At 71.7% G+C, this 24,948-nt stretch carries 26 protein-coding genes and 1 tRNA gene; 16 read left to right on the plus strand and 11 right to left on the minus strand.

Features of this window, described 5'->3' with window-relative positions:
- Positions 1-4 precede the first annotated feature (4 nt).
- Positions 5-1,189 carry a low temperature requirement protein A gene (locus ABZ721_RS01365; RefSeq protein ID WP_358786464.1) on the minus strand — a complete coding sequence of 395 codons (1,185 nt, stop codon included), beginning with the start codon at positions 1,187-1,189 and terminating at the stop codon, positions 5-7.
- 109 nt (positions 1,190-1,298) lie between these two features.
- Between ABZ721_RS01365 and ABZ721_RS01370 the strand changes: the two genes are divergently transcribed.
- Positions 1,299-1,760, plus strand: coding sequence for a group III truncated hemoglobin (locus tag ABZ721_RS01370; protein ID WP_358786465.1), 462 nt, complete (start codon positions 1,299-1,301; stop codon positions 1,758-1,760).
- 21 nt (positions 1,761-1,781) lie between these two features.
- On the opposite strand, the gene ABZ721_RS01375 is transcribed toward ABZ721_RS01370, so the two are convergent.
- Entirely contained in the window at positions 1,782-2,888 is a 1,107-nt protein-coding gene (locus ABZ721_RS01375) for a PLP-dependent cysteine synthase family protein (RefSeq protein ID WP_358786466.1), read from the minus strand.
- A gap of 301 nt (positions 2,889-3,189) precedes the next feature.
- Between ABZ721_RS01375 and ABZ721_RS01380 the strand changes: the two genes are divergently transcribed.
- The 6 genes from ABZ721_RS01380 to ABZ721_RS01405 all read left to right on the plus strand — a co-directional run bounded on the left by ABZ721_RS01380 (position 3,190) and on the right by ABZ721_RS01405 (position 8,500).
- Positions 3,190-4,284: an MFS transporter gene (locus ABZ721_RS01380; protein WP_358786638.1), complete on the plus strand. Its 1,095-nt coding sequence runs from the start codon at positions 3,190-3,192 to the stop codon at positions 4,282-4,284.
- The gene (locus ABZ721_RS01385; protein WP_358786467.1) at positions 4,281-6,593 is read left to right on the plus strand and encodes a molybdopterin oxidoreductase family protein; all 2,313 of its coding nucleotides are present in this window, start codon (positions 4,281-4,283) and stop codon (positions 6,591-6,593) included. Before ABZ721_RS01380 ends, ABZ721_RS01385 begins: the two co-directional genes overlap by 4 nt.
- Before the next feature lie 7 nt (positions 6,594-6,600).
- Positions 6,601-7,200, plus strand: a complete 600-nt coding sequence (locus tag ABZ721_RS01390; RefSeq protein WP_358786468.1) for a 4Fe-4S dicluster domain-containing protein — start codon at positions 6,601-6,603, stop codon at positions 7,198-7,200.
- A complete protein-coding gene (locus tag ABZ721_RS01395) occupies positions 7,197-7,841 on the plus strand; it encodes a Rieske (2Fe-2S) protein (RefSeq protein ID WP_358786469.1) in 645 nt (214 codons plus the stop codon). The genes ABZ721_RS01390 and ABZ721_RS01395 overlap by 4 nt, the downstream gene beginning before the upstream one ends.
- A complete protein-coding gene (locus ABZ721_RS01400) occupies positions 7,838-8,194 on the plus strand; it encodes a hypothetical protein (protein ID WP_358786470.1) in 357 nt (118 codons plus the stop codon). Before ABZ721_RS01395 ends, ABZ721_RS01400 begins: the two co-directional genes overlap by 4 nt.
- 93 nt (positions 8,195-8,287) lie before the next feature.
- Positions 8,288-8,500, plus strand: a complete 213-nt coding sequence (locus tag ABZ721_RS01405) for a hypothetical protein (RefSeq protein ID WP_358786471.1) — start codon at positions 8,288-8,290, stop codon at positions 8,498-8,500.
- Position 8,501: 1 nt separating this feature from the next.
- Here ABZ721_RS01405 and mscL read toward each other — a convergent pair whose 3' ends face one another.
- From mscL to ABZ721_RS01435, 6 genes are all read right to left on the minus strand, one after another.
- Positions 8,502-8,960 (minus strand): large conductance mechanosensitive channel protein MscL, encoded by a 459-nt coding sequence (gene mscL, locus ABZ721_RS01410; RefSeq protein WP_358786472.1) that lies wholly within the window; start codon positions 8,958-8,960, stop codon positions 8,502-8,504.
- Positions 8,961-9,073: 113 nt separating this feature from the next.
- Positions 9,074-9,340, minus strand: coding sequence for a hypothetical protein (locus tag ABZ721_RS01415; protein WP_358786473.1), 267 nt, complete (start codon positions 9,338-9,340; stop codon positions 9,074-9,076).
- A 275-nt stretch (positions 9,341-9,615) separates the two neighbouring features.
- Positions 9,616-10,464 (minus strand): S-methyl-5'-thioadenosine phosphorylase, encoded by an 849-nt coding sequence (locus ABZ721_RS01420; RefSeq protein ID WP_358786474.1) that lies wholly within the window; start codon positions 10,462-10,464, stop codon positions 9,616-9,618.
- A 105-nt stretch (positions 10,465-10,569) separates the two neighbouring features.
- A complete protein-coding gene (locus ABZ721_RS01425) occupies positions 10,570-10,887 on the minus strand; it encodes an FmdB family zinc ribbon protein (protein WP_358786475.1) in 318 nt (105 codons plus the stop codon).
- A 66-nt stretch (positions 10,888-10,953) separates the two neighbouring features.
- A complete protein-coding gene (locus ABZ721_RS01430; protein ID WP_358786476.1) occupies positions 10,954-12,252 on the minus strand; it encodes an MFS transporter in 1,299 nt (432 codons plus the stop codon).
- A 230-nt stretch (positions 12,253-12,482) separates the two neighbouring features.
- Positions 12,483-13,940, minus strand: coding sequence for a potassium/proton antiporter (locus tag ABZ721_RS01435; RefSeq protein WP_358786477.1), 1,458 nt, complete (start codon positions 13,938-13,940; stop codon positions 12,483-12,485).
- A 216-nt stretch (positions 13,941-14,156) separates the two neighbouring features.
- Here ABZ721_RS01435 and ABZ721_RS01440 point away from each other — a divergent pair, with 216 nt between their 5' ends.
- Positions 14,157-16,859 (plus strand): penicillin acylase family protein, encoded by a 2,703-nt coding sequence (locus tag ABZ721_RS01440; protein WP_358786478.1) that lies wholly within the window; start codon positions 14,157-14,159, stop codon positions 16,857-16,859.
- 7 nt (positions 16,860-16,866) lie between these two features.
- Here ABZ721_RS01440 and ABZ721_RS01445 read toward each other — a convergent pair whose 3' ends face one another.
- The gene (locus ABZ721_RS01445) at positions 16,867-17,460 is read right to left on the minus strand and encodes a 5-formyltetrahydrofolate cyclo-ligase (protein WP_358786479.1); all 594 of its coding nucleotides are present in this window, start codon (positions 17,458-17,460) and stop codon (positions 16,867-16,869) included.
- A gap of 81 nt (positions 17,461-17,541) precedes the next feature.
- Between ABZ721_RS01445 and galU the strand changes: the two genes are divergently transcribed.
- From galU to ABZ721_RS01480, 7 genes are all read left to right on the plus strand, one after another.
- Positions 17,542-18,450, plus strand: coding sequence for a UTP--glucose-1-phosphate uridylyltransferase GalU (gene galU / locus ABZ721_RS01450; RefSeq protein ID WP_358786480.1), 909 nt, complete (start codon positions 17,542-17,544; stop codon positions 18,448-18,450).
- Positions 18,447-19,739: a gephyrin-like molybdotransferase Glp gene (gene glp, locus ABZ721_RS01455; RefSeq protein ID WP_358786481.1), complete on the plus strand. Its 1,293-nt coding sequence runs from the start codon at positions 18,447-18,449 to the stop codon at positions 19,737-19,739. Before galU ends, glp begins: the two co-directional genes overlap by 4 nt.
- Before the next feature lie 101 nt (positions 19,740-19,840).
- Entirely contained in the window at positions 19,841-20,323 is a 483-nt protein-coding gene (moaC, locus tag ABZ721_RS01460; RefSeq protein WP_358786482.1) for a cyclic pyranopterin monophosphate synthase MoaC, read from the plus strand.
- Positions 20,320-20,820: a MogA/MoaB family molybdenum cofactor biosynthesis protein gene (locus tag ABZ721_RS01465; RefSeq protein ID WP_358786483.1), complete on the plus strand. Its 501-nt coding sequence runs from the start codon at positions 20,320-20,322 to the stop codon at positions 20,818-20,820. The genes moaC and ABZ721_RS01465 overlap by 4 nt, the downstream gene beginning before the upstream one ends.
- Positions 20,817-21,437, plus strand: a complete 621-nt coding sequence (locus ABZ721_RS01470; RefSeq protein ID WP_358786639.1) for a GNAT family protein — start codon at positions 20,817-20,819, stop codon at positions 21,435-21,437. The genes ABZ721_RS01465 and ABZ721_RS01470 overlap by 4 nt, the downstream gene beginning before the upstream one ends.
- 117 nt (positions 21,438-21,554) lie before the next feature.
- Positions 21,555-22,583, plus strand: a complete 1,029-nt coding sequence (locus ABZ721_RS01475) for a hypothetical protein (protein ID WP_358786484.1) — start codon at positions 21,555-21,557, stop codon at positions 22,581-22,583.
- A gap of 71 nt (positions 22,584-22,654) precedes the next feature.
- Positions 22,655-22,728: transfer RNA gene (locus ABZ721_RS01480), tRNA-Ala, on the plus strand.
- An 81-nt stretch (positions 22,729-22,809) separates the two neighbouring features.
- Here the strand turns inward: ABZ721_RS01480 and ABZ721_RS01485 are convergent.
- Together ABZ721_RS01485 and ABZ721_RS01490 are read right to left on the minus strand one after the other, a co-directional pair.
- Positions 22,810-22,968: a hypothetical protein gene (locus tag ABZ721_RS01485; RefSeq protein WP_358786485.1), complete on the minus strand. Its 159-nt coding sequence runs from the start codon at positions 22,966-22,968 to the stop codon at positions 22,810-22,812.
- Between the two features lie 75 nt (positions 22,969-23,043).
- Positions 23,044-24,078: a LacI family DNA-binding transcriptional regulator gene (locus tag ABZ721_RS01490; protein ID WP_358786486.1), complete on the minus strand. Its 1,035-nt coding sequence runs from the start codon at positions 24,076-24,078 to the stop codon at positions 23,044-23,046.
- A 149-nt stretch (positions 24,079-24,227) separates the two neighbouring features.
- Here ABZ721_RS01490 and ABZ721_RS01495 point away from each other — a divergent pair, with 149 nt between their 5' ends.
- The gene (locus ABZ721_RS01495; RefSeq protein ID WP_358786487.1) at positions 24,228-24,923 is read left to right on the plus strand and encodes an alpha/beta hydrolase; all 696 of its coding nucleotides are present in this window, start codon (positions 24,228-24,230) and stop codon (positions 24,921-24,923) included.
- Positions 24,924-24,948 lie beyond the last annotated feature (25 nt).

A 24,948-nucleotide genomic window follows, 5' to 3' on the forward strand; every position in this document is an offset into this window, starting at 1 on the left:
CGGCCTACGCCGTTCGGGCCGGCGCCGGCGCGCTCCGGCGCGCCAGCGCGATACCGACCGCCACGGCCAGTGCCGACACCACCCCGGTCAGCAGCACCGCCTGCTCCCCGCAGAACGTGCAGGCCAGGATCAGCAACGACGCCACCGGCAGAACGAGTTGCTGCGCGAGACCGCGCTTGGAGTGCCGGGAGTGCAGCAGCCAGACGGTGAAGCACAGGACGGCGGTCGGCACGGTCACCGCCGCGGAGGCGGCCCGCATCGAGATCTCCGCCTTCCCGACGCTCTGCTCCACGGCCACTTCGAGGCCCGCGCCGATCGCCGCGGCGGAGACGAAGACGATGTAGTGGCCGTACCCCCAGGGGATCGCCTCGCGGTTCGAGGTCAGGTGCTCCTCGATGGGCACGGAGAAGTAGATCCACCAGGCCGCGAAGACGATCAGCAGCCCGCCGCCCGCGATGGGCAGCAGCTCGCCCACCGCCTCGTGCTCGTCGAGCGCGGACTGCACGGCGACGGTCGCGGCGGCGATCGTCTCGCCGAGCACGATGATGGTGAACAGGCCGTAGCGCTCGGCGATGTGCTGCGGGTGCCAGGGCGTCTGGTGCCGGCGCTCGGCGAAGATCGGCACGGACAGCTCGACGACGATCATGCAGAGGAACGCCCACACCTTCCAGCCGTCGGGCAGGAAGAGCAGCCCGACCCATCCGAGCTGGCAGACGATGACGCCGCACGCGTAGCGGATCGCGCAGGTGCGGGCGGCGCCGATCTCGCCGCGCGCGGCCCGCAGCCACTGCGTGGCCAGCGCCAGCCGCATCACCGAGTAGCCGACCACCGCGATCGTCCAGTCGTTGGCGTCGAAGGCGCGCGGCACACCGGCGGCGAACACCAGGACGCCGGTGATCTGCACCAGCGTGGTGACCCGGTACGGCACGTCGTCCGTGTCGTAGGCGGACGCGAACCAGGAGAAGTTCATCCACGCCCACCAGATGCCGAAGAACACCAGCAGGTAGCCGACGACCCCGTTGCCGGGGTGGCCCGCGGCCAGTGCGTGCACCAGCCGGGCACCGGCCTGCGCGACGGCGACCACGAAGCAGAGGTCGAAGAAGAGCTCCAGCGGTGTGGAGGCACGGTGTTCCTCGTCACGGCTGCGGGCGGTCATACGGCGGAACGCGGTTCCGTCGGGGTTGCTCATGGAGGCCACCTTGCGCCACAACGCGCGCGGGGAACACCATGGCACGCTGCCGTGTCCGGGTCTTTCGGCCCTGGCGGCCGGTCCGCCCCACCCGGACCCTGGAAGGATCATGATCACTTCTCCACCCGGCACCCCTGACATCGGCGACCGCGCCGACCTCGTCGCGCTGCTGCGCCGTTTCTACGAGGCGGCGCTGGCCGACCGGCTGATCGGCCCGTACTTCACCGAGATCGCGGGCCTCGACCTGGAGGCGCACCTGCCCAGGATCACCGACTTCTGGGAACGCGCCCTGCTCCGTACGGCCGACTACGACGGCAACGCCTTCGCCCCGCACGCGGCGCTGCACGACACCCGGCCGATGACCGCCGAGCACTTCGGCCGCTGGGTCCAGCTGTGGCGCGCGTCCGTCGACGGGCTGTACGCGGGGCCCCGCGCGGACCACGCGAAGGTGCAGGGCGAACGGATCGCGCTGGCGATGCTGCGCCGGCTGTCGGGGTCCGAGGACACCGACGGGGACACCGGCCTCGGCTTCGTGCCGCTCGCCGCGCTACGGCTCCGCACGGACCTCTGACGGCCCCCCTCCCCGACGGGGTCAGGCGGGCGCGACGGTGCTCAGTTCGCCCGTCGCGAGGAAGCGCTCGATGCGCGCGGTGAACGGGGCGATGTCGATGCCCTGCGCGGCGAGCCACTCGTCCGAGTAGTACTTCTCCAGGTACCGCTCGCCCGGGTCGCACAACAGACCCACCACGCTGCCCTGTTCGCCGGCCGCCCGCATGTCGGAGATGATCCGGAAGGCGGCCCACAGGCCGGTGCCGGTGGAGGCGCCGGCCTTGCGGCCCAGCAGCCGTTCCAGCACGCGCACGCAGGCGACGGAGGCGGCGTCCGGGACCCGCATCATGCGGTCGATCGCCCCGGGGACGAAGCTCGGCTCCACCCGCTGGCGGCCGATGCCCTCGATGCGGGAGCCGCGGTCGGTGACGACGGTCGGGTCGCCCGTCCGCCAGCTGGGGAAGAACGCGGAGTTCTCCGGGTCGGCGACGCAGACCCCGGTGTCCTGCTGCGTGTAGTGCACGTAGCGGGCGATGGTGGCGGACGTCCCGCCGGTGCCGGCGGTCGCGACGATCCAGGCGGGGACGGGGTGCCGCTCCAGCGCCAGCTGCCGGAAGATCGAGTCCGCGATGTTGTTGTTGCCGCGCCAGTCGGTGGCGCGCTCGGCGTACGTGAACTGGTCCATGTAGTGGCCGCCGGACTCGGCCGCGAGCCGCACCGCCACCTCGTAGACCTCGCAGGGGTCGTCGACGAGATGACATCGGCCGCCGTGGAACTCGATCAGGTCGATCTTGGAGCGCACGGTGCTCTTCGCCATGACGGCGATGAACGGCACCCCGATCAGCTTCGCGAAGTACGCCTCGGAGACCGCCGTCGAGCCGCTGGAGGCCTCGATGACGGGCGCCCCCGGCCGGATCCAGCCGTTGCAGAGCCCGTACAGGAACAGCGAGCGGGCCAGCCGGTGCTTGAGCGAGCCGGTCGGGTGCGTCGACTCGTCCTTCAGGTACAGGTCGATGCCCCACTCCGGCGGCAGCGGCACCGACAGCAGATGGGTGTCGGCGGACCGGTTGGCGTCGGCCTGCACCTTGCCGACGGCGTCCTTGAGCCAGTTCCGGTACACCGGGTCACGCCGGTCGATGTCGAGTTCCATGGCCCAGGTATAGCCGCAGGGGCCTCCCAAACCGGTGCTTGGGGTTTCTCCCCGCCGACGCTTGGGGGGCCGCCAGGCCGGTCGCGCCCGGCCTGGCGGCGGGGGAGCGGTGACAGGCGCCCTGTAGCCCATCAGGGCGCCAATCACTGCGTTATGTGCTGTTTGTCCGTAGATTGCCTACCACCGGGCCCTGCCGTCCGGCAGGTGCGCAGTCGAACGGAGCCAGCCCGTGCAGCAACCCCCGCCGGAACCTCCCACGGCGCAGGCCCCGACGGCAGGGGACGGCGGCACGGCCACCGCCGTGGCCCCGGCCGGGTCCCGGCCCCCGGGGCCCGGTGGGGCCGGGCGGTCGCCCACCACCCGGGCCTCGCTCGTCGCCACGGCTGTCGCGGTCCTGCTGCTCGCCGCGATCGTGCTCGGCAGCCGGGGGCTCAAGGACTTCGACTCCGCGCTGATCCCCTACACGGTCGCGTCGATCTTCCTCGCCTTCGGCGTCGCCTACCGCTACACGGTCTGGGTGTCGGCGCCCGCCTCCCGGCGGCTGTTCAGGCAGGGCTGGCGCAGCTTCTTCTCCGTCGCGAACTTCCGCAAGGCGCCCACCGCGCTGCCGAAGATGATCATCACGTACCTCGGCTTCCAGAAGTTCCTGGGCGCCCGCTCGCACGGCCGCTGGCTCGCGCACCAGCTGATGTTCTGGGGCTGCCTGCTCGCGGCGGCGATCACCTTCCCGCTCACCTGGGGCTGGTTCACCTTCACCTCCGGCAGGGGGTCCCTCCCAGCGGTAGCTGGGGGAGGCTCGGGACCCGGCTACGAGATGCGGATCTGGGGCGTCAAGGTGCTCGGCTACGACTCCTCCTCGTTCTTCGGCTGGGCGATGTTCCACGGGCTCGACCTGGCCGCGGTGCTGGTCATCCCCGGCGCCGGCTACTTCCTGTGGCGCCGGATGAAGGACCGCGGGGCGATCACCGGACAGCGTTTCGCGTACGACTTCGTGCCGCTCATCGCGCTGATCACCATCTCCGTCACGGGCCTGCTGCTGACGTTCTCCAGCGTGCTGCTGCACGGCGGCGGCTACGAGTTCCTGGCGCTGCTGCACATGGTCTCGGTGGTCTTCACCCTCATCTACATCCCCTTCGGCAAGTTCTTCCACATCGTGCAGCGCCCCGCCGCGGTCGGCATGCAGCTCTTCAAGTACACCGCCCGGCAGGACGAGAAGGTCTTCCGGTGCCGCCGCTGCCAGGAGCCGATCGACACCGCGCCCTACGTGGAGAACCTGCGCGGCACGATGCGCGACCTGAACCTCGGTTTCGACGAGTGGGCCGAGTACTGCCCGCGCTGCAAGCGGGCGCTGCGCGGCAGCGCCTATCTCTCCCATGTGAAGCGGGGCTTCAAGTGACGGACACGCCGACCAGGCCGCCCCTGCCGATCGATCCGGCGATCGCCCCGCCCGGCACCCGCGGCTTCCGGGACGCCGGCGGCATCCCGGCCGACAAGTGGCACGCCGACCAGAACGGCGAGACGCTCGTCCCCACGCACTGCTGCTTCTGCGGGGTGCAGTGCGGGATGTATCTGCGGGTGGACCGGCACGGCAAGGTCTTCGGCGTCGAGCCGCGCAACCACGACATCAACCGGATGCGGCTGTGCCCCAAGGGCATCAACGCCTACCAGCAGGTCAACCACCCCGACCGGCTGACCGCTCCGCTGATGCGGCGCTCGCGCGACGAGCCGCTGCGGGAGGTCTCCTGGGACGAGGCGCTGGACTTCACCGTCTCCGAGATCCGCCGGATCCAGCGGGAGACCGGCGACGACTCCTTCGGGATGCTCGGCGGCGCGAGCCTGTACTCGGAGAAGACGTACCTGGTCGGCAAGTTCGCCCGGGTCGCGCTGAAGTCCAAGCACGTCGACTACAACGGCCGGCTCTGCATGGTCAGCGCGGCGGGCGCCAACAAGCTGGCCTTCGGGATCGACCGGGCCGGCAACCCGTTCTCCGACATCCTGCTGAGCGACTGCCTGCTCATCGCCGGATCGAACGTCGGCGAGTGCTTCCCCGTCATGACCCAGTACATCTGGGGGGCACGGGACCGGGGCGCGAAGCTGATCGTCATCGACCCGCGCGAGACCCCGATCGCGCGCACCGCCGACCTGCACGTGCCGATCAGGCCCGGCACGGACTCGGCGTTCTTCAACGCGGTGCTGCACGTGGTGATCCGCGAGGGGCTCGTCGACGAGGAGTACCTCGCGGCGCACGCCACCGGCTGGGACGCGGTCCGCGAGACCGTCGCCGCCTACCCGCCGGAGCGGGCCGCCGAGACGTGCGGGGTGACGGTCGACCACGTCGAGCAGGTGGCGCGGCTCTTCGGCGGTGCGAAGAACGCGATGGCGTGGCACGCGCGCGGCGTCGAACACCACAGCCAGGGCGTCGAGAACTGCCTCAGCATCATCAACCTGTGCGTCGCCACCGGGAACATCGGTCGGCCGGGCGCCGGCTACGGGACGATCACCGGCCAGGGGAACGGGCAGGGCGGCCGCGAGCACGGCCAGAAGTCCGACCTGCTGCCCGGCGGGCGCTCGATCCTCAACCCGGAGCACCGCCGGCAGATCTGCGAGATCTGGGGGATCGAGGAGTCCGAGCTGCCGCAGGCCGGCACCTCGATGATGGAGATGGTCTACCAGATGCAGCGCGGCGAGATCCGCGGCCTCATCGGCACCTGCAACAACCCGTTCGTCTCGCTGCCCAACCACAAGGTCGTCAAGGACGGTTACGACCGGCTGGAGTTCCACGCCCAGCTGGACTTCTTCCTCTCCGAGACGGCCGAGAACGCCCACGTCGTCCTCCCCGTCACCACCTGGGCGGAGGACGAGGGCGTGATGGCCAACGCCGAGGCGCGCGTCGTCAAGCACAACAAGGCGCAGGACCCGCCGCCCGGGGTGCGCACCGACACCTGGGTGATGTGCGAGCTGGCCCGCCGGCTCGGCGTGGGCGACAAGTTCGCCTTCGCCGGCTCCCGCGAGGTCTTCGACGAGCTGCGGGTCGCGTCCGCGGGCACCGTCAACGACTACTACGGCATCACCTACGAGCGGCTGGAGGAGACCGGCGGCATCGCGTGGCCGTGCCCTTCCACCGATCATCCCGGCACCCCGCGGCTGTTCGAGGACGGCAGGACGTACCACGAGGACGGCATGATCCATCTGCAGACGGTGGAGTGGCACCCGCCGATGGACCCGTACAGCGACGAGTTCCCGCTGTCGCTCACCACCGGCCGGACCGTCGCGCACTTCCTGTCCGGCAACCAGACCCGCCGGCTGGGCGCCCTGGTCGAGCAGACCCCGCGCCCCTGGGTCGAGGTGCACCCCTCGCACGGCTTCCGCAACGGCGACCCGGTGCGCGTGGTCACCCGCCGCGGCAGCACCGTGTACCCGGCGCTGGTCGTCGACTCGATCCGTCCCGACACGGTCTTCATCCCCTATCACTGGCCCGCCCCCACGGCGGCGAACGTGCTGACGATGGACGCCCTGGACCCCCGATCCAAGATCCCGGAGTACAAGGTCTGTGCTGCCCGGGTCGAGGCCGCTGATGCGCTCGACCCGGTCCCCGCGCCACCGGTGCCGCCGGGCCGCGAGGCCTATCCGGAGACCCAGGTCTCCCGTACCGAACCCTTCCCGCCCACGGCCCCCCAGGGCCGGGGCACGTCGGAAAGGAGCTGATCCGGCCATGATGGGACGGACGATCTTCATCGACCCGGGCCGCTGCATCGGCTGCCAGGCCTGCGTCTCGGCCTGCCGCGAGTGCGACTCCCACCGGGGCAAGTCGATGATCCACCTCGACTACCCCGACCAGGGGCTCAGCGTCGCCTCCCTTCCCAGCGTCTGCATGCACTGCGAGGACCCCGTCGCGCCCTGCGCCGAGGTCTGCCCGGCCGACGCGATCCTCATCACCCCGGACGGGGTGGTGCAGGAAGCGGACCTGACCCGCTGCATCGGCTGCGCCAACTGCGTCAACGCCTGCCCCTTCGGCATCCCGAAGATCGATCTGCAGGCGAAGCTCCAGATGAAGTGCAACCTCTGCTACGACCGCACCGAGTACGGCCTCGCCCCCATGTGCGCCACCGTCTGCCCGACCGGTGCCCTGTTCTACGGGACGCTCGAGGAACTGCAGGCCGAGCGGCCCGGGGTGGAGGTCGCCGACTCCTTCGCGTTCGGCGACGTGATGGTCAAGACCGGGGTGGCCATGGTCGTCCCGGCGGACAAGGTCCAGTGGCCGGTGCCCGGCGGGCTGCCGATCGTCGAGGTGAACGGGGTCGATGTCCGATGACAACCACCACTGAGCAGCCGGGCGCGCACCCCGACCCCGAGCAGGACGCGCTGCGCGACCGGATCAGCGCCGACTCGCTGACCACCCGCCGCGACTACCTGCGGATCGTCGCCACCGTCTCCGGCGGCCTCGCCGTCGGCGGGGTGGCCGTCGCGGCGGGAGTGCTGCACCGGCACGGTGACGGCACGGCCGAACCGAAGAAGATCGCCGACCGCATCGCGCGCGGCCAGTCCCTCTCCTTCCGCTACCCGGGCGAGGACGACCGGGCGGTCGCGGTGCGGATGGCCGACGGCACGCTCGTCGGCTACTCCGCGATCTGCACCCACCTGGCCTGCGCCGTGCTGTGGCGCAAGGAGCGGGGCAGCGAGGGCGAGCTGTACTGCCCGTGCCACGAGGGGGTCTTCGACGCCCGCACCGGCGAGGTCACCGCCGGGCCGCCCCCGCGCGGTCTGCCCAAGGTGGTCCTCGTCGAGCGCCAGGACGGCAGCGTCTGGGCCGTCGGCACCGCCCGCTCCGGCGAGAGCGCCGAGGAAGGGCTCTGCCGCCAGCTCCGCACGTCCCGCCCTGAGGTGGCGGGAGAACTCGGCTGCCCGGGCGCCCGGGCGCAGGGCCCCGCCACCGAGGAAGGCCGACGCGTATGACGGACACCCCGCCGCCCTACCACCCCGGCAGCGCGCAGCCGCGGCTGAACCGGCCGGTGCGCGAGCGCTACCCGCAGATCCGCCCGACCAGCGGTTACGGCGACCCCCGTGTGCGCCACACCGGCCCCGGCCCCGGAGCGGGCACCGACCAGGACCCGGAGCGCTCGTCCAAGCTCTCCGCCCGGCTGACGCTGGCGATCACCGTCGTCATCGGCCAGCTGTGGGCGCTGTCGATCGCCGTCAACGAGTGGATGCGGGGCGAGACGACGATCGCCTGGTGGTGCGCCGGCTTCCTCGTGGCGTCCTTCCTGGTCGTGCTGGCCATCTGGCTGCTCGACCCGAAGGACCGCTGACGGGCGGGGACGCGGGCCCGGTCCGGGCCCGCGCGGGGCGGGCCACCACCGGGCAGACGCCGGGAGACCGCCCCACCGCCGTACCCTGGGAGCATGAGCACCGCTCCCGAACCCCGGTCCGACCCCCAGCCCGCGACGCGGCCCGGGAAGCCGCGGCGCGACCCCGCCGCCGCCCTCGTCTTCGACGACCCGCTCAGCCGGCCGTCGTCCGACGACACGGACCGCGGCTGGGGCGACCGCCCGTCGGGTGGCGGGGGCGACGATCTCGCCCGCTTCCTCGACGAGAAGCCCCCGCACCACATCTGACTCAGCCGCGCTGCGCCACCAGCACGTCGCGGATCTCGCGCAGCAGCGCCACCTCGGCGGCCTCGGCCTCCGCGTGCTGCACGGCTTCCCTGCGCTCCCGCGCTGCCTTCCTGGCCAGGTAGCGGGACATCGGCAGCACCATCAGGAAGTAGACCACCGCGGCGGTGATCAGGAACGTCAGGACCGCGCTGAGCACCGTGCCCCACAGGATCGGGATGCCGCTCACCGCGTCGCCCGCGTCGTTCACCGAGCAGGGGCCCTTGAGGCAGGAGCGGTAGTGCTCCAGGTCCTTGGTGCCGAAGGCGCCGACCAGGGGATTGATGACGCCCTTGACCACGGAGTTCACCACCGAGGTGAACGCGGCACCGATGACCACGGCGACGGCCAGGTCGACCACGTTCCCGCGCATCAGGAATTCCCTGAAGCCGTTCAGGACTCCGGCCTTTTTCTCGTCGCTCACTGGGTTCTCTCTTTCCGCACGCACGGTCGACGGCACAGCAAGTGCCGAAACCTACGCCATCGCGGGAGTGGGGTGTCCAATTCGCGCACTCGAAAGAGTGAGTCAACACAGCGTCACCGCCAGGGGAGTTGACGGTGCGGCGTGGCGGTCGCCAGCGCCGCCGCGGCCATCGCCAGCCCCGCCGCCACCGGCCGCCGCCCGCGCCGCGGCACCGTCCACCGCCGGATCCGCCCGCCGCCGCGGCCGGCCCTGATCGGTGGGAAGGGCGGCACCGGGCGGCGCGGCAGCGCGTAGGAATCGGGGGGAGCGTGGCCGGCCGCGCGGCCGGCGGGGCCGGTCGGGGGTGCGGGGGAGGAGTCGGGGTCGGGAAGAACGGGCACGGAGATCACCGCCTCGGAGGTCCACCGCGGTGATCCGGGAGGCTTCCCGCGGCTGAGACCTCTACGATCCCGCATCCCGCGACGGGCCCTCCCGGGCCTGTGGACAACTCAGCGGCTGTGGAGAACCCCATCACCCGTGAGGGTGAAATCCCGCCACAGCGGAACGATCGCCGACACCGGCCGCACGACCGCCCACAGCGGCACACGGCGCGCAGAGCGGCAGCACGGCCACCACGGCCGTACGACCCCCCACGGCAGCCCGACCGCCTACGGCCCTACGGCAGCTCGATCCCCGGCTGCTGCCCGCCCCACGGGTCCACGCACAGGCAGTCGCGCTCCGCGATCGGCGGCAGCCCGCCGACCACGTCGAACAGCACGGTCCGCATCCGGCCGACGTTCGCCGCGAAGACCTCCAGAACCTCCTCGTGGGAGACGCCCTCGCCCGTCTCGGCGCCCGCGTCCAGGTCCGTCACCAGCGTCAGCGACGTGTAGCAGAGCCCCAGCTCGCGGGCGAGGATCGCCTCGGGGTGCCCGGTCATGCCGACCACCGACCAGCCCTGCGCCGCGTGCCACCGCGACTCCGCGCGGGTGGAGAACCGCGGCCCCTCGACGACGACCAGCGTCCCGCCGTCGACCGCGTCCCAGCCGCCGGCCCGCGCGGTCTCCACCGCGACCCGGCGGCCCACCGGGCAGTACGGGTCGGCCAGCGAGACGTGGACGACGTTCGGCCGGCTGCCGTCCGGCAGCGCCTCGCCGTCGAAGTACGTCTGGACCCGCGACTTCGTGCGGTCCACGAGCTGGTCGGGGACGAGCAGCGTGCCGGGGCCGTACTCCGCGCGCAGGCCGCCCACCGCGCACGGGCCCAGCACCTGGCGCGCGCCGACGGAGCGCAGTGCCCACAGGTTGGCCTGGTAGTTGATGCGGTGCGGCGGCAGGTGGTGCCCGCGGCCGTGCCGGGGCAGGAAGGCCACCCGGCGGCCGGCCACCTCGCCGAGGAAGAGCGAGTCGCTCGGCGGACCATAGGGGGTCTCGACCGTGATCTCGGTCACATCCTCGAGGAACGAGTAGAAACCGGACCCGCCGATGACGCCGATATCGGCCCGCGTACCGCTGCTCTCCACCATGCCGATCACCCTAACGGCGCCCGGATACGACGAGGACCCCGCCGACGGTATCGGCGGGGTCCGTCATCGTCACGTAAGCCCCGGGGGCTTACGTGCTCGCAGCGATCAGGCTGCGGAAGACCCGCTGGAAGAGCTGCTCGAACCGGATGAGGAGCTGCCCGACGAGGAAGCCGAGGACGGCGCGGACGTCGTCGAAGGCTTCGCATCCGAGCTGCTCTTGGCCGCGGGGGTGCTCGCCGAGGACGAGCCCCGGCTGTCGGTCCGGTAGAAACCGGAACCCTTGAACACGACCCCGACCGCCGAGAAGATCTTGCGCAGGCGTCCGTTGCAGTTCGGGCAAACGGTCAGAGCGTCATCGCTGAACTTCTGCACCGCCTCGAGGCCCTCGCCGCACTCGGTGCACTGGTACTGGTACGTCGGCACTTGATCCTCCTGGCACTCTCACTCGATGAGTGCTAACGACGTTCAATAGTGCAGCATTCCGCCGCGTCAGTCCACCGCGACCGGCACGCGGTGACCCATCCCACGTGTCGATCCCTGGACGATCCGTCCCTCCGAGTGTGGTTTGAGCCGCTTGCGCAGCGCCACGAGGGTGGCTAGAGCCAGCGCCGTACCGGCCAGCGGCACCACGAAGGCGGCGCTCGCGCCGACCCGGTCGGCCAGCTGTCCCGCGGCGGTCACCGCGATGGCCTGCCCGAACGCGACCGACCCGGTCAGCCAGGTGAAGGCCTCCGTGCGGGTGGCGGCCGGCACCAGGGTCTCGACCAGGGTGTAGCCGGTGATCAGGGCGGGGGCGATGCACAGCCCGATGAGCAGGCCGAGCGCGCCGAGCAGCGGCACCGAGTGCACGGCCCACAGCGCGGAGCAGGCCAGCGCCAGCGCCGCGTACGCGGCCAGCAGCCGGCTCTGCGGGCTGCGGCGCCACGCGATGGCACCGCAGACGACCCCGGCCAGCATGTTGCCCGCCGCGAAGGTGCCGTACAGCAGCCCGGCGATGCCCTGGCGGCCGATCTCCTCGGTGAAGGACGTCAGCCCCACCTGCATGCCGCCGAAGACCGCGCCGATGCCGAGGAAGGCCACGGCGAGGGCCCTGACGCCCGGGATGCGCATCGCCGAGGGGTGCTTCTCGCGGACGCCGTCGACGGTCCTGCCGAGCGGCGGGGCGGTGCTCCGCTGGGCGGCGAAGAGCAGGCCGCCGACCAGGGTGAGGGAGGCCTCGGCGATCAGCCCGGCCGCCGGGTGCACACCCGTGCACAGCGCGGTGGCCAGCACCGGGCCGATGACGAAGGTGAACTCGTCCGTCACGGACTCGAAGGCCGCGGCGGTCGACATCAGGGGGGAGTGCTCCAGCTTCGCCGCCCAGCGCGCCCGGACCATCGGCCCGATCTGCGGCACCGAGGCGCCGGCCGGCACGGCCGCCGCGAACAGCGCCCACAGCGGGGCGTGCGACAGCGCCAGGACGGTCAGCAGCACGACGGAGGCCGTGTGCACGAGGACGCCCGGCAGCAGGACGGCGCTCTGCCCGAACCGGTCGGCGAGCTTGCCGTTCTGCGGCGCGAAGACCGCCATGGAGACGCCGGTGACCGCGGCCACGACGCCGGCCGTGCCGTACGAGCCGGTGGTGTGCTCGACGAGCAGCACGATGCCGATGGTGAGCATCGCGAAGGGCTGCCGGGCGGCGAACCCGGGCAGCAGGAACGTCCAGGCGCGGGGTGTGCGCAGGAGCTGTCCGTAGCCGGGCCGCTTGGTGGCGGGGCTGTCCGGACGGTTGTTCACCGTGGATGCCACGGCTTGGTCCTTTGTGCTGCCTGGTAGCGCATCCGTCACGGAAGTCGCCGAGAGCTGTCCGCTCGCGCAGGACACGGTCGGCCGGGGCCGTACCGTCGCGCCAGCTCTGCGTCAGACAGAGGTCTGTGTACTCAACACGTACCGACCCATCCTAGCGGCACTCCGTGCCGGGCGTCCGGCCGAGCGCCCGGCACGGAGTGAGACCTCCCTCACCCCCCGCCCGGCCGGTCTCACCCCTCGCCCAGCCAGGTCGCGAGCTTGCCGCCCTTGCCGATCGCGCGCAGCCGCCGCTCCGCGGCGTCCCGCACCGGGTCGGTGGCGACGACCAGCAGCTCGTCGCCGCGCCGCAGCACCGTGTTCGGGAGCGGCACGAAGCTGGTCCCGTCCCGCACCACGAGGGTGACGGCGGCGCCGGACGGCAGCCGCAGCTCGCTGACCTCCACGCCGTGCATCCGGGACTCCTCCGGGATGGAGACCGACAGCAGGTGGCCGCGCAGCCGTTCCAGCGGCGCCGACTCGATGCCGAGGTCGGCCGCCCCGTCGCGGACGCCCAGGCGCAGCCGCCGGGCGAGCCACGGCAGGGTCGGGCCCTGCACCAGGGTGTAGACGATCACCAGGATGAAGACGATGTTGAATATGCGCCGGCTGTCGGGCACGCCCGCGACCATCGGGATCGTGGCCAGCACGATGGGCACCGCGCCGCGCAGCCCGGCCCACGACATCAGCGCCTGCTCCCGCCAGGGGATGCGGAACGGCGCCAGGCTCGCGGTCACCGACAGCGGTCTGGCGACGGCTGTCAGGACCAGGCCGATGACGAGCGCGGGCACGATGTCGTCGCCGAGTTCGTGCGGGGTGACGAGCAGCCCGAGCAGGACGAAGAGGCCGATCTGCGCGATCCAGCCGAGCCCTTCGGCGAAGCCCCTGGTGGCCGGCCGGTGCGGCAGTTTGGCGTTGCCGAGTATCAGGGACGCGATGTAGACGGCGAGGAACCCGGAGCCGTGGGCCATGGCGCCGGCGGCGTAGGCGAAGACCGCGATGGCCATCACCGCGATCGGGTAGAGGCCGGAGGCGGGCAGCGCGATGTGCCGCAGCGCGTAGGCGCCGAGCCACCCCACCGCCATACCGATCGCGGCGCCGATCGCCAGCTCCATGGCGATCTCGCCGAGGAGCAGGTACCAGTGGTCGACCGGTCCCGCGGACGAGAACGCCACCACGAGGATGACGACAGGGGCGTCGTTGAACCCGGACTCCGCCTCCAGCACGCCGGTGATTCGTTTCGGCAGCGGCACGTTGCGGAGCACCGAGAAGACCGCCGCCGCGTCCGTGGACGAGACCACCGCCCCGATGATGAGCGCCTGCCGCCAGTCCAGACCCACCAGGTAGTGGGCCGCTCCCGCCGTGATGAAGACGCTCAGCATGAGGCCGAACGTCGAGAGCACCGCGGCGGCGGGCACCACCGGTTTGATCTCCTGCCACTTCGTGCCGAGTCCGCCTTCGGCAAGAATCACCACAAGTGCCGCATATCCCAGGACCTGGGTCAGCTGGACGTCGTCGAAGGTAAAACCGAACGGGCCGTCCTGGCCGATCGCGACGCCGATGCCGAGGTAGATGAGCAGGGTGGGCAAGCCGCTGCGTGACGCCAGTCGCACGGCGACCACCGCGATGAGCAGCACGAGGGCGCCGATCAACAGGAGTTCATTGAGACGGTGGACAGTCAGGGCGCGGTCCTTCCTCGAAGGCCTGGGAGAAGTTCATTGCCTTGCCTAACATTTTACCGGTACTTGAACTTCCGAGGTCAACGATGACTCCGCGTAGGGGTCCCCCGACCGCTGCGCCTATGGTTGCTCCAGCACCAGTCCCAGCACCAAGAGCACCCGGTCCACCCTGCCCCTCGAAGGACAGAGATGCCCGCCAAGAAGAAGTCCCGCCGCCTTCGCCTCTTTGTGATCGCGTTCGTGGTCCTGCTGGTGGGGGGCATCGGTTACGGGTCGTACTGGAGCGTCAGCACCGTGCGCGCCTCCTTCCCCGAGACCACCGGATCGTTGAAACTCAAGGGCCTGACCGGGCCCGTCGACGTGGAGCGCGACGGCAACGGCATCCCGCAGATCTACGCGGACACCTCGGAGGACCTCTTCAGGGCCCAGGGCTTCGTCCAGGCGCAGGACCGGTTCTACGAGATGGACGTCCGGCGCCACCTCACCTCGGGCCGGCTGTCGGAGATGTTCGGATCGGGGCAGGTCGAGACCGACGCGTTCCTGCGCACGCTCGGCTGGCGCGACATCGCGCAGAAGGAGTACGACTCCAAGCTCGACGCGACCACCAAGAAGTACCTCCAGGCGTACACCGACGGCGTCAACGCGTACCTGAAGGACCACAGCGGCGCGAGCCTGTCCGTCGAGTACGCGGCCCTGTCGTTCTCCAACGACTACAAGCCCGAGCTGTGGACCCCGGTCGACTCCGTCGCCTGGCTCAAGGCCATGGCGTGGGACCTGCGCGGCAACATGCAGGACGAGATCGACCGCGCGCTGATGGGGAGCCGGCTCAAGCCCGAGCAGATCGAGCAGCTCTACCCGGGGTACCCGTACCAGCGGCACCAGCCGATCGTCGACGGCGGCAAGCTCGACCCGATCACCGAGAAGTACACGCCGGCCAAGGTCGACAGCACCCCGGTGGCCGCCAACGCCCTGAACACGCAGCTCTCCGGGCTCTCCGAGATCATCGACAAGATGCCCAACCTGCTCGGCCCGTCCGGCAACGGCATCGGCTCCAACTCCTGGGTCGTCGCGGGCAAGTACACGACGACCGGCAAGCCGATGCTGGCCAACGACCCGCACCTGGCACCCCAGATGCCGTCCCTCTGGTACCAGATGGGGCTGCACTGCCGCAGCGTCGGCGCGACCTGCCCGTTCGACGTGGCGGGGTACACGTTCTCCGGGATGCCCGGCGTCGTCATCGGCCACAACCAGAACATCGCCTGGGGGATGACCAATCTGGGTGCCGACGTGACCGACCTCTATCTGGAGAAGGTCACCGCCGACAGCTACCTCTACGACGGCCGCCAGAAGCCGTTCACGACCCGCAAGGAGACCATCAAGGTCGCGGGCGGCGCCGACCGCGAGATCGTCGTGCGCTCCACCAACAACGGCCCGATCATCTCCGACCGGGCCGACGAGCTGCTCAAGGTCGGCCAGACGGCGCCCGTCCAGGACGCCGCCCCGGACCGCAGCGCCGGCTACGCCGTCGCCCTGCGGTGGACCGCGCTCGACGCGGGCAAGAGCATGGACGCGGTCTTCGAGATCAACAAGGCGCAGAACTTCGAGCAGTTCCGGGCCGCGGCGGCCGACTTCGAGGTCCCGTCGCAGAACCTGATCTACGCCGACAAGCAGGGCCACATCGGCTACCAGGCCCCCGGCAAGATCCCGGTGCGCGCCAAGGGCGACGGCCGCTACCCGGCGCCCGGCTGGGACTCGCGCTACACCTGGGAGAGCTACCTCCCGTTCAAGTCCCTGCCCTGGGAGTACGACCCCGCCCGCGGCTACATCGTCACCGCCAACCAGGCCGTGGTCGACGAGGACAAGTACGCCCCGATGCTGACCAAGGACTGGGGCTACGGCGCCCGCAGCCAGCGCATCAACGACCTCATCGCGTCCAAGATCAAGGACGGCGGCAAGGTCTCCATGGACGACATGCAGAGCATGCAGTCCGACAGCAGCAGCGAGATCGCCAAGCTGCTGGTGCCCTACCTGCTCAAGGTCGACGTGAAGGACTCCTACGTCCGCGACGCCCAGCAGCTGCTGGAGGGCTGGGACTTCAACCAGGACGCCGACTCCGCGGCCGCCGCCTACTTCAACGCCGTCTGGCGCAACACCCTCAAGCTCGCCTTCGGCAACAAGCTGCCCAAGGAGCTGCGCCCCGAGGACCAGTGCCTGCGCGTCCCGGCCGCCGACCAGTCGGGCCCGGTCGACGACCTCGACGGCAAGAGCGAGACGGTCAACGAGTGCGGTGAGCGCGACTCCGACCAGGCGCAGCCCGACGGCGGCGACCGGTGGTTCGAGGTCGTCCGCAAGATCCTTCCGGACGAGAAGAACGCCTGGTGGACGATGTCGCCGACCGCGTTCTTCGACAAGGACGCGGCGCCGTCCGCGCACAGCACCCGCGACCAGCTCCTCAAGCAGGCCATGCAGGACGCGCGGTACGAGCTGACCGCCAAGCTCGGCAAGGACATCGACACCTGGAGCTGGGGCCGGCTGCACAAGCTGGAGCTCAAGAACCAGACGCTGGGCACCGGCGGCCCCGCCGTCGTGAAGTGGCTGCTCAACCGCGGCCCGTGGCAGCTCGGCGGCGGCGAGGCGGCCGTCAACGCGACCGGCTGGAACGCGGCCGGGGGCTACGACGTGGTCTGGGTGCCGTCGATGCGGATGGTCGTCAACCTCGACGACTTCGACAAGTCCCGCTGGATCAACCTCACCGGCGCCTCGGGGCACGCGTACAACGCGCACTACTCCGACCAGACGGCGATGTGGGCCAAGGGCGAGCTCCTGCCGTGGGTCTTCTCCAAGCCCAAGGTGGACGACGCGACGAGCGACAAGATGGCGCTGACGCCGTAACCCCCTTTCAGGGGGTGAAGCGGTGGATCCCCCCGGGGGTCACCGCGAGGTGCACGGGGTGGTCGTGCGGTTCCCTCGGGACCCGGTCGACCACCTCGTTCGCGTAGAGCAGCACCATGAGGGCCGGACGGCCGCCATCCCGCTCCAGCCGCGCCAGCACGCGGTCGTACGAGCCTCCGCCGCGTCCCAGCCGCAGCCCGGCGCCGTCCACCGCGAGGCCCGGCAGCAGCACCACCCCGGCACGGGTCACCGCCTCGGGCCCCAGGCGCGGGCCGGTCGGCTCGAACAGCCCCCGGTCCGTGCGCTCCAGGGCCCCGGGGCCCTCGTACGCCGCCCAGTCCAGGTCGTTATCGGCCATCAGTACGGGCAGCAGGACGCGGGTGCCGGCGGCGCGCAGCGCGTCGATCAGCTCGCGGGTGCCGGGTTCTGTGCCCATCGAGACGTAGGCCGCGACGGTCTCGGCGGCGCGGATTTCCGGCAGGTCAGCCACCCGGTCCGCCAGGGCGCGCGCCGCCGCGTCGAGCTCCCGCGGGGTCAGTCCGCGCCGCAGGCGCAGCAGGTCGGCGCGGAGCACCGCCTTGGTACCGTGGTCGTCGCTCATACCCCGCACTACCGCCGCCTATCAGCCGTTATCAACCGGAACTTCATCTTCATCTCACGCCCAGCGGTTATGGTGCACGGCATGACTCAAGCACGTACTCGGATCACCAAAGCCGTCATCCCGGCGGCGGGGCTCGGTACCCGGTTCCTGCCGGCTACCAAGGCCACGCCGAAGGAGATGCTGCCGGTCGTCGACAAGCCGGCGATCCAGTACGTGGTGGAGGAGGCCAGGGCGGCCGACCTCAGCGATGTGTTGATGATCACAGGGCGGAACAAGCGCGCCCTGGAGGACCACTTCGACCGCAACTACGAGCTCGAAGAGGCGCTGACCCGCAAGGGCGACGAGTCGCGGCTGGCGCGGGTGCGCGAGTCCAGCGACCTGGCCACGATGCACTACGTGCGGCAGGGCGACCCGAAGGGTCTGGGGCACGCGGTGCTGTGCGCGGAGCCGCACGTGGGCGACCAGCCCTTCGCGGTGCTGCTGGGCGACGACCTGATCGACCCGCGCGACCCGCTGCTGTCGCGCATGATCGACGTCCAGGAGCGGTTCGGCGGCAGCGTCATCGCGCTGATGGAGGTCGACCCCGAGCAGATCCACCTCTACGGCTGCGCGGCGATCGAGGCCACCGGCGAGGACGACGTGGTGCGGGTGACGGACCTGGTCGAGAAGCCGGCCCCGGGCGAGGCGCCGTCCTCCTACGCGATCATCGGCCGGTACGTGCTGGACCCGGCGGTGTTCGACGCGATCAAGAAGACGCCGCCCGGCCGCGGCGGCGAGATCCAGCTCACCGACGCGCTGCGCGAGATGTCGCACCGCGACGACGACGGCGGCCCGGTGCACGGCGTGGTCTTCACCGGCCGCCGCTACGACACCGGCGACCGCGCCGACTACCTGCGGGCGATTGTCAGACTCGCGTGCGAACGTGAAGACCTGGGCCCGGACTTCCGGACCTGGCTGCGCTCGTACGTGACCGAGGAGATGCAAGATTGAGCACCGCGACCGACCGGATCTGGTCTGTCTCCGAGCACCTCGAGAACATCCTCGGGCAGCTCTCCCCGCTGGAGTCGATCGAGCTGCAACTCCTGGACGCGCAGGGCTGCGTCCTCGTCGAGGACGTCACCGTCCCCGTGGCGCTGCCGCCCTTCGACAACAGCTCGATGGACGGCTACGCGGTCCGCACCGCGGACACGGACGGGGCCACTGAGGAGCACCCCGCCGTCCTGACCGTCATCGGGGACGTCGCGGCGGGCAGCGACCACCTGCCCACCGTCGGCCCCGGCCAGGCCGCCCGCATCATGACCGGCGCCCCGCTGCCGCCCGGCGCGGAGGCCGTCGTCCCCGTGGAGTGGACGGACGCGGGCACCGGCGGGGGACCGGCCACCACCATGCGCTCGCACAGCTCGGACCCGTCGGGCGCGAGCGGCGAGGTCCGGGTGCACCGGCCCGTCGAGGCGCGCCAGTACGTCCGGGCCCGCGGCAGCGACGTCGCCGCCGGGGACCTGGCGCTGGCCGCCGGCACGATCCTCGGGCCGCCGCAGATCGGCCTGCTGGCCGCCATCGGGCGCGGCAGCGTCCGGGTGCGCCCGCGCCCCCGCGTCGTGGTGATGTCGACCGGCAGCGAGCTCGTCCAGCCCGGCGAGGAGCTGAGCCCCGGCCGGATCCACGACTCCAACAGCTTCGCCCTGGTCGCCGCCGCGCGGGACGCGGGCGCCATCGCGTACCGGGTCGGCGCCGTCGCCGACGACGTCGAGACGCTGCGGGCCACGATCGAGGACCAGCTCATCCGGGCCGACATCATCGTCACCAGCGGCGGCGTGAGCGTCGGCGCGTACGACGTCGTCAAGGAGGCGCTCGCCTCGATCGAGGACGACGAGAGCCGCGTCGACTTCCGGAGGCTGGCCATGCAGCCCGGCAAGCCGCAGGGCTTCGGCCGCATCGGCCCCGACCGCACCCCGCTGCTCGCCCTGCCCGGCAACCCGGTCAGCGCGTACGTCTCGTTCGAGCTCTTCGTGCGCCCGGCGATCCGCACCCTGATGGGCGCGGGGGCCGTGCACCGCGAGGTGGTGCGCGCGGTCTGCGACACCGCGATCGACTCCTCGCCCGAGGGCAAGCGGCAGTTCCTGCGCGGCACCTACGAGAACGGCACGGTGACCCCCGTCGGCGGCTCCGGGTCGCACCTGGTCAAGGCGCTCGCACACGCCAACGCGCTGATCGTCGTCCCGGAGGACACCACGTCCGTGGACAAGGGCGCGGAGGTCGACGTGATCCGGCTGGATTAGGCCCGTGCGGTGGCCGCGCGCTCTCCCGTCGAAGGCCCTGCGGCCCTTTCGGCCCGCCCTCCCGGTACGGTGGCTGCCCACAGGACCGGACCGGGAGAACGATGAGCAGCGCGCAAGAGCACCTCACCCACATCGACGAGGCCGGTGCGGCCCGGATGGTGGACGTCTCCGGCAAGGACGTGACCGCCCGCACGGCCCGTGCCACCGGGCGGGTGCTCGTCGCCCCGCGCGTGATCGAGCTGCTGCGCGGTGAGGGCGTCCCCAAGGGCGACGCCCTCGCCACCGCGCGCATCGCGGGCATCATGGGCGCCAAGCGGACGCCGGACCTGATCCCGCTCTGCCACCCGCTGGCCCTGTCCGGGGTGACGCTCGACCTCGCCGTCACCGACGAGGCCGTGGAGATCACCGCGACCGTGCGGACCACCGACCGCACCGGCGTCGAGATGGAGGCACTGACCGCGGTCAGCGTCGCGGCCCTGACCGTCGTGGACATGGTCAAGGCCGTGGACAAGGCCGCCGTCATCACCGACATCCGCGTCGAGACGAAGACCGGCGGCAAGTCCGGCGACTGGCGGCGGTCATGAGCCCGGCGCTGAGGGCGCTGGCGGTCACCGCCTCGAACCGCGCCGCCGCGGGCGTCTACGAGGACCGCGGCGGACCGCTGATCGTCGCGGCGCTGCGGGAGCTGGGCTTCGAGACCGACGGGCCCCGGGTGGTCCCGGACGGCGAGCCCGTCCAGCAGGCCCTGCGGGACGCCGTGGCGGCCTCCTACGACGTCGTCGTGACCACCGGCGGCACCGGCATCTCGCCCACCGACCGCACGCCCGAGGCCACCCGCGAGGTGCTGGAGTACGAGATCCCCGGCATCGCCGAGGCGATCCGGGCCGCCGGGCGCGAGAAGGTGCCCACCGCGGTGCTCTCCCGCGGCGTCGCGGGCGTCGCGGGCCGCACCCTGGTGGTGAACCTGCCGGGCTCGACCGGTGGCGTCAAGGACGGCCTGGGCGTTCTCGCCCCGCTCCTCGTCCACGCCGTCGACCAGATCCGCGGCGGCGACCACCCCCAGTCAGGGAGAGCGAGCTGAACGCGTCCTGGCCGGCCGAGCTGGTGGACGGTGACATCACCCTCCGCCCGATCAGGATGCGCGACCAGCGGTCCTGGCGCGAGGTCAACCGCCGCAACCGCGAATGGCTGCGGCCGTGGGAGGCCACCGTGCCGCCCGCGCCGCCCGGCCACATCGCCCAGCGCCCCACGTACCGTCAGATGGTGCGCCACCTGCGCTCGGAGGCGACGGCGGGCCGCATGCTGCCCTTCGTCATCGAGTACCAGGGGCGGCTGGTCGGCCAGTTGACCGTCGCGGGCATCACGTGGGGCTCGATGTGCTCCGCGCACGTCGGCTACTGGGTCGACCAGGCGGTGGCCGGACGCGGTGTCATGCCGACCTCCGTCGCGCTCGCCGTCGACCACTGCTTCCACCATGTCGGCCTGCACCGGGTCGAGGTGTGCATCCGCCCGGAGAACATCCCGAGCCGGCGGGTGGTGGAGAAACTCGGATTTCGCGAAGAGGGCACGCGGCCGCGCTATCTCCACATCGACGGTGCGTGGCGGGACCACCTGGTGTTCGCGCTGACGACCGAGGAAGTTCCGGAGGGACTGCTCAACCGATGGCGTCGGACCAGGCCGGGGACGCCTCAAAAATAAAATAAACGTTCGAAAATGAACCCAATCACAAAAAAATCTCGGCATATCAGCCAGATCGTGCGACACACCGTGCGGAATTGCGTATGGCGTGTCTCTGCGGCCCCTACCGTGTAATCCGTGAGCAGTAGTGGCCTCATCTACGCAGTCATCGTCGGGGCCTGGGCTGCCTACTTGGTGCCGATGTGGCTCCGTAGGCAGGATGAGCTCAACGAAGCGCGTCCGACGGAACGCTTCAGCACCGCCATCCGGCTGCTGTCCGGCCGGGCGGGGATGGAGCGTCGCGTCGCGAAAGCGCGCGAGGAGAGCGATCAGCCCGATGATGCACCGGTGTCCGCCCTCGACGTGGTGGACGTCCGGGGCCTCGCCGTGCCCGCGACCGAGATCAAACCCGTCCCGGCGGCCCTCCCGGCGCAGCACGCCGCCGCGGGGCACCACCCCGCCCCGGCGCACCAGAAGGCACAGCGGCCCGGCCCGGCGTACAACCCCCGGGCCAAGGTCCTCGCGCGCCGCCGCCGCACCACCACCCTGCTCTTCCTGGCCTTCACCGTCGGCGCGATCGTCGCCGCCGTGGGCGGCCTCGCGTTCCTCTGGGCGCCCGCGGCGCCCGCGGCGCTGCTGACGGTCTACATCGGCCACCTGCGCCGCCAGGAGCGCCGCCGCTACGAGGTCAAGATCGACCAGCGCCGGGCGGCCGACGCCGCGGTGCGGCTGCGCGACCGCTCGCGCCCGCAGCCCGCCGACGAGCCGGACGTCCTGGACGAGCCCGAGCCCGCCACCTCGCCGCGCACCGCGGACCGGCGGGCCCTCGTCGAGCAGACCGACCACGCGGAGTGGGTGGACCAGCAGCAGCGCGAGCAGCACGCGGTCCCCGACGACAGCTGGGACCCCGTACCGGTGCCGCTGCCCACGTACGTCACCGCCCCGGTCGCGCCCCGCACGCCGGGCGGCATCGACTTCACCGCCCCCGGCAACTGGAGCTCGGCCCGCTCCGGCACCACGCCGGGCACGCAGCCCGCGACGCCCGAGCCGGAGCCCGAACGCGAGCTCCCGCGCCCCGCCACGGGCCGCCGCTCCCGCGACCGCTCGCGCACCCCGCTGTTCGATCAGTACGCCGACCCGGACCGGCCACGCGCCGCCAACGAGTAGCCGATCGGTGACCAGCGAGGATCTCGTTAACAACCACCCCCGAGAGGGTGCTATCGTTTTCCTCGTTGCAAGGGCCTGTGGCGCAGTCTGGTAGCGCACCTCGTTCGCATCGAGGGGGTCTGGGGTTCAAATCCCCACAGGTCCACCGCAGCTCAAAGCCCCTGGCGGGGAAACCCGCCAGGGGCTTTTTGGTGTGCCCGGCGCGAGGGCGGCCGCCGGGGCGCGTTCAGGGGTCGCGTCGGTGCCACCTGCGGCGGAGCCAGCCTGTGGTCAGGGCCACGACGGCGATGACGAGGAGGACGATGGCGCCCCAGATCACCGTCACCGTCCCGCCCACGATCAGAAAGATCAGGACGACCGACCACCACGGCGGGTCTTCCTCCATGCGCACCCCCCTTGATCCTTGTTCAGGACGACGAGGGGCGGGGCCGCGGTTCCCGGAGGGGCCGCGCGGCGGCGGTCAGGTGGAGTCGCGGGGGGTGACGACGACTCGGGTCAACTGGTGGGTCTCCGGCGGGGTTTCCGGGGAGCGGATGGCGCGGTCGACCAGGGTGACGAGGCGGGCCGTGGGGATCGTGTCGAAGGTGACGCTGGTGAGGCGGGGGCGGACCAGGCGGGCCAGCAGGAGGTCGTCTGCGCCGACGACGGCCACGTCGCCGGGGATCGTGAGGCCGGCGTCCTGGAAGGCGCGCATGACGAGCATCGCGTACTCGTCGTTGTAGGCGAAGAGGGAGTCGAGGCCGAGGTCCGGCCAGCGGGCGGCGAGTTCGGCCGCCGACTCCTCCGTGCAGTCGAGCGGCAGCGGCTCGACGTGGACGCCGGAGCCGGCCGCCGCTGCCGTCCTGACACCCGCCAGGCGGGGGGTGCTGAAGAGGTCGAGGCCCGGCTCGGTCGGCATGATGACGCCGATCCGGCGGCGGCCGCGGTCCAGCAGGTGGCCGGCGGCGGCGGTGCCGAGCGCCTCCTGGTCCAGGAGCAGGGCGTGCGCGCCCGCCACCGGCCGCATCCCGAGGGTGAGGACCGCGCGGGTGCCCGAGCGCTTGAGCAGCTCGACGGCGGGCGGGGTCAGGCCGGTGCCCGGCAGGGCGAGGACGGCGGCCGGGCGGAGTTCCGCCCAGGCGCGCGCCGCCTGCTCGCCGGCGCCCGCGACGGGGCCGTGCCAGACGCTGGTGTAGCCGAGCCGGTGCAGGGCGCCCTGCAGCTCCATCAGGAAGTCGCCGAAGAGCGTGCCGATCCTGGGGATCGGGCCGCTCGGGGTGGTCAGCAGGACGAGGCCGGAGTGCCCGGCCCGCAGGGCGCGGGCGGCGGCGTGCGGCACGTAGCCGAGCTCCTCCGCGGCGGCGCGCACGCGGTCCTGGGTCCGCACGCTGACGCGTCCGGAGGCCTGCGCGTTCAGGACGTACGAGACCGTGGCGCGGGAGACCCCGGCGAGTCGCGCGACGTCGGCACTGGTCGGCGTGGCCGGGGGATTCGGGGGCTCAGGTGGCTGAATCATACCGAGGGGCATCTTTTCAGAGATCCGGGCTGGCCGAGGGTCCGGGGTGGATGCTAAACAGGAAGTTACACGTGTCATCAACCAAGGTGGACGTGTCGTGGCCGTACGCACTCGCCCCAGCGGGTCGGACCATCGGAAAGGCAGTCACCATGCAGCTCAACACCCGCGAGTGGGGCACCGGCGACCGGGTCGCGCTCCTGGTCCACGGCATCATGTCCGACCACCGCACCTGGCGCCGGGTCGGTCCCGCGCTGGCGGACCGCGGCTACCGCGTCATCGCCGTGGACCTGCGCGGCCACGGCGCGAGCGCGCGCGGCGCGTACAGCCCCGAGCTGTTCGCCGAGGACCTGGTCGAGACGCTGCCGGCCGGCGCCGAGCTGGCTGTCGGGCACTCGCTGGGCGGGCTGGCGCTGTCGCTCGCCGTCGACCGGCTCGCGCCCGAGCGGGCCGTCTACTCCGACCCGGCCTGGTCCTCGGCCGATCCCGCCCAGCAGGTCGACCCGGCGATCTTCGTCCACTTCGCGCAGGCCACCCGGGCGCAGATCGCGGCCCTCAACCCGCGCTGGGAGGAGGCGGACGTGGAGGTGGAACTCGCCACCCTCGCGCTGTGGGACACCGACTCCGCCGCGTTCCTCGGCGGCCGGCCGCTCACCGGCTACCTGCCGGAGAAGCCCGCCGTCCCGTCGCTCGTGCAGCTCGCGGAGAAGAGCTTCCTGGTCGGACCCGAGGACGCCGGGCTGCTCAGCGAGCGCGGCTTCGGGGTCCGCACGGTCGTCGGCGCCGGCCACACCATCCACCGCGACGACTTCGACGGGTTTCTGCGGTCGCTGGAGGGATGGATCTGAACGCTCCGCCGGGCCCTCCCGGCCC

Origin of the sequence: Streptomyces sp. NPDC006733 (assembly GCF_040636125.1) — a bacterium.
Taxonomy (GTDB): Bacteria; Actinomycetota; Actinomycetes; order Streptomycetales; family Streptomycetaceae; genus Actinacidiphila.

Coding starts and splice junctions, on each gene's coding strand:
- ABZ721_RS01365 (WP_358786464.1), bottom strand. CDS start 1,189: ATGAGCAACCCCGACGGAACCGCGTTCCGCCGTATGACCGCCCGCAGC.
- ABZ721_RS01370 (WP_358786465.1), top strand. CDS start 1,299: ATGATCACTTCTCCACCCGGCACCCCTGACATCGGCGACCGCGCCGAC.
- ABZ721_RS01375 (WP_358786466.1), bottom strand. CDS start 2,888: ATGGAACTCGACATCGACCGGCGTGACCCGGTGTACCGGAACTGGCTC.
- ABZ721_RS01390 (WP_358786468.1), top strand. CDS start 6,601: ATGATGGGACGGACGATCTTCATCGACCCGGGCCGCTGCATCGGCTGC.
- ABZ721_RS01395 (WP_358786469.1), top strand. CDS start 7,197: ATGACAACCACCACTGAGCAGCCGGGCGCGCACCCCGACCCCGAGCAG.
- ABZ721_RS01400 (WP_358786470.1), top strand. CDS start 7,838: ATGACGGACACCCCGCCGCCCTACCACCCCGGCAGCGCGCAGCCGCGG.
- ABZ721_RS01405 (WP_358786471.1), top strand. CDS start 8,288: ATGAGCACCGCTCCCGAACCCCGGTCCGACCCCCAGCCCGCGACGCGG.
- ABZ721_RS01420 (WP_358786474.1), bottom strand. CDS start 10,464: ATGGTGGAGAGCAGCGGTACGCGGGCCGATATCGGCGTCATCGGCGGG.
- ABZ721_RS01440 (WP_358786478.1), top strand. CDS start 14,157: ATGCCCGCCAAGAAGAAGTCCCGCCGCCTTCGCCTCTTTGTGATCGCG.
- ABZ721_RS01445 (WP_358786479.1), bottom strand. CDS start 17,460: ATGAGCGACGACCACGGTACCAAGGCGGTGCTCCGCGCCGACCTGCTG.
- galU (WP_358786480.1), top strand. CDS start 17,542: ATGACTCAAGCACGTACTCGGATCACCAAAGCCGTCATCCCGGCGGCG.
- moaC (WP_358786482.1), top strand. CDS start 19,841: ATGAGCAGCGCGCAAGAGCACCTCACCCACATCGACGAGGCCGGTGCG.
- ABZ721_RS01465 (WP_358786483.1), top strand. CDS start 20,320: ATGAGCCCGGCGCTGAGGGCGCTGGCGGTCACCGCCTCGAACCGCGCC.
- ABZ721_RS01485 (WP_358786485.1), bottom strand. CDS start 22,968: ATGGAGGAAGACCCGCCGTGGTGGTCGGTCGTCCTGATCTTTCTGATC.
- ABZ721_RS01490 (WP_358786486.1), bottom strand. CDS start 24,078: ATGATTCAGCCACCTGAGCCCCCGAATCCCCCGGCCACGCCGACCAGT.
- ABZ721_RS01495 (WP_358786487.1), top strand. CDS start 24,228: ATGCAGCTCAACACCCGCGAGTGGGGCACCGGCGACCGGGTCGCGCTC.